The 2,235-nt window shown below is 69.3% G+C and carries 3 protein-coding genes; 1 reads left to right on the top strand and 2 read right to left on the bottom strand.

Going from position 1 to position 2,235, the window contains the following annotated elements:
• A partial coding sequence (locus AC1DU6_RS28290; RefSeq protein WP_477861191.1) for a gamma-glutamyltransferase occupies positions 1–566 on the bottom strand: 566 nt, incomplete at its 3' end.
• A gap of 129 nt (positions 567–695) precedes the next feature.
• Positions 696–1,439, bottom strand: a complete 744-nt coding sequence (locus tag AC1DU6_RS28285) for a Crp/Fnr family transcriptional regulator (protein WP_056193065.1) — start codon at positions 1,437–1,439, stop codon at positions 696–698.
• Positions 1,440–1,627: 188 nt separating this feature from the next.
• On the opposite strand from AC1DU6_RS28285, the gene AC1DU6_RS28280 reads away from it, so the two are divergent.
• A complete protein-coding gene (locus AC1DU6_RS28280; protein WP_457322631.1) occupies positions 1,628–2,176 on the top strand; it encodes a Rossmann-fold NAD(P)-binding domain-containing protein in 549 nt (182 codons plus the stop codon).
• Positions 2,177–2,235: the final 59 nt, after the last annotated feature.

The following is a 2,235-nucleotide window of genomic DNA, read 5'->3' as shown; positions in this document are numbered from 1 at the left end:
GGCTCGCCCTTGTTCAGGAAGATGGCCGCGGTGGCCGGGTCCTTGCGGAAATCGTCGGTGGYGGCGTGCAGCATGTCGATATCGCCCTGGTCGAGCACGAAGCCCAGCTCCGCGTAATGGATGGCCGGCGCGATGACCGCGGCACGCTTCATCGTGCCGTACTTGCCCAGTGCGTACTCCAGCCCCGACACGCTGCCCGGCACGCCCACCGCCAAATGGCCCAGCGTGCTCAGGCCCTTGATGACGTTGCCGTCCTTGTCGAGGTACATATTGGCCGTGGCAGCCAGCGGTGCCTTCTCGCGGAAGTCCAGGAAGGTCTTGCGGCCATCGGCCAGCTRCACGGTCATGAAGCCGCCACCGCCAAGGTTGCCCGCCGCGGGGTAGACCACCGCCAGCGCATACCCCACCGCCACGGCCGCATCCACCGCGTTGCCGCCGTCCTTCAGCACGTCCACGCCAATGCGGGTGGCCAGGTGCTGGGCCGTGACCACCATGCCGTTCTCGGCTGCCACCGGGGCCTGCGAGGCCGCCTGGGCCACGCCCGCCGTGAGCAGTACGGCCACCATCACCAGGGAACGCGATTGCAGTTTCAACGCCAACGTCATGCGGAAGCTCCGTCCGGGTGTCTTCGATGACGGCGACCTTACTGCGCCACCGGGCGCTTGCCACTCCCCTGGTTCGCGCGGCGCGCTGAGTCACTGCAGCAGCGTCCGGGCGACGCCGCGTTGCACGTAGGCACCCAGCGCCGCCACGTCGGGGATGCAGATATCGCGGCGGCCACGTTCGGTGAAGGCGATCAGTTGCTCGCGAGCCAGCCTGGTCAGCGCGCGGCTGACCGTCTCCACCGTCATGCCCAGGTAGTTGCCGATCTCGGCGCGCGTCATGCGCAGGGTGATCTGGTCGCTGCGCAGGCCGCACTGGGCCATGGCGTCGGCCCAGTAGCGAAGGAAGTCGGCCACGCGGGCATCGGCCGACAGCGTGCACAACGACAGCAGGGAGTCGCGGTCGCGGCTGATCTCGCGGCTCATGGCCGAATGCAACAGGCCGAGCAGCGGTGCATGGCGGGCGCAGGCAGCGAGCAGCGCGTCGTAGCGCACGCTCCACACCTCGCCGGTGTCCAGCGCGATGGCGTCGCAACCGTAGCGGCCGGTCGCAATGCCGTCGAAGCCGAGCCAATCACCCTTGAAGTGCAGGCCAACGACCTGCTCGCGGCCATCCGCGGCGAGGTTGAGGGTCTTGAAGAAGCCCGAGTTGATGACATGCAGGCTGGCGAACGCGTCGCCCGTGCGGTAGACGCGGTCGCCGGCGTGCAGGACGCGGCGGCTGATGTCCACGTGGGCCTGCAGACCCTGCAGCGTGTCGGCAATGCGTTGGGGCGCGGCGGCCGGCGCGCGCAAGGTGGGATGGGCGGCGGCGGGAGTCATCGTGGCGGTCAGCATTTCGGGGTGTCCTGGGCGGCGTGTGGCAATGGACAGCAGCGTAGAAACCGGCCAACAACTGCCGAGCAATGGCGCACATCACTGGGTAACGCTCGGTAAACCGTTGGTAAACAGCCGTGCGTACTTGATCTGCGTCAGGCCCGGTCCGCGCTGTACCGCCTAGCCTTGCCGGACATGCACCCAATGCCATGCTCAAACACAAATCTCTCTGGTCACTGGAAGGGCTGACGCGCGACGACCTGCTGACGCTGATCGGCCGGGCTCGGCAGTTCAAGCGCGGCACCGGCCCGGGTGCGCCACTGCGCGGCAAGAACCTGGCGTTGCTCAGCGACGACCACGCCAGCCTCGAAGCCGAGGCCTTTCTCCTCGCCGCCACCGAGCTCGGCGCGCAGGTGGCGCGCGTTCGCGCGACCAGCCCCGGCCTGGCCGACCGCCGCGACCCGCGCGACATGGCCGGACTGCTCGGCCAGCTCTATGACGCCATCGAATGCCAGGGCGTGGCCGAGGCCGACCTGCGCCAGCTCGACCGCGACGCCGGCGTGCCGGTCTTCAACGGCATCGCCTCGCCGGGCCACCCGCTGCAGATGCTGGCGGCGCTGATGACCTGGCAGGATCTCAGTGGCGATGCGGCGCTGCCGATGCCGCTCGCCCCGCCCACCCACCCACTGCCGGCCGAGGCGGTGGCCCGCAACCACCACCTTCTGCTGCAGGCGGTGCTGAGCGGTGCGCTGGCTTAGAAACGCCCCGACGCCCACAGCAGGCTCCAGGCCGCCGCCGCCAGGCCAAGGCTTAGCAG

The organism is Roseateles sp. P5_B10, assembly GCF_056400485.1.
The sequence above is the reverse complement of the archived record's forward strand: the minus strand, read 5'-3'. Positions and strand labels throughout refer to the sequence as shown.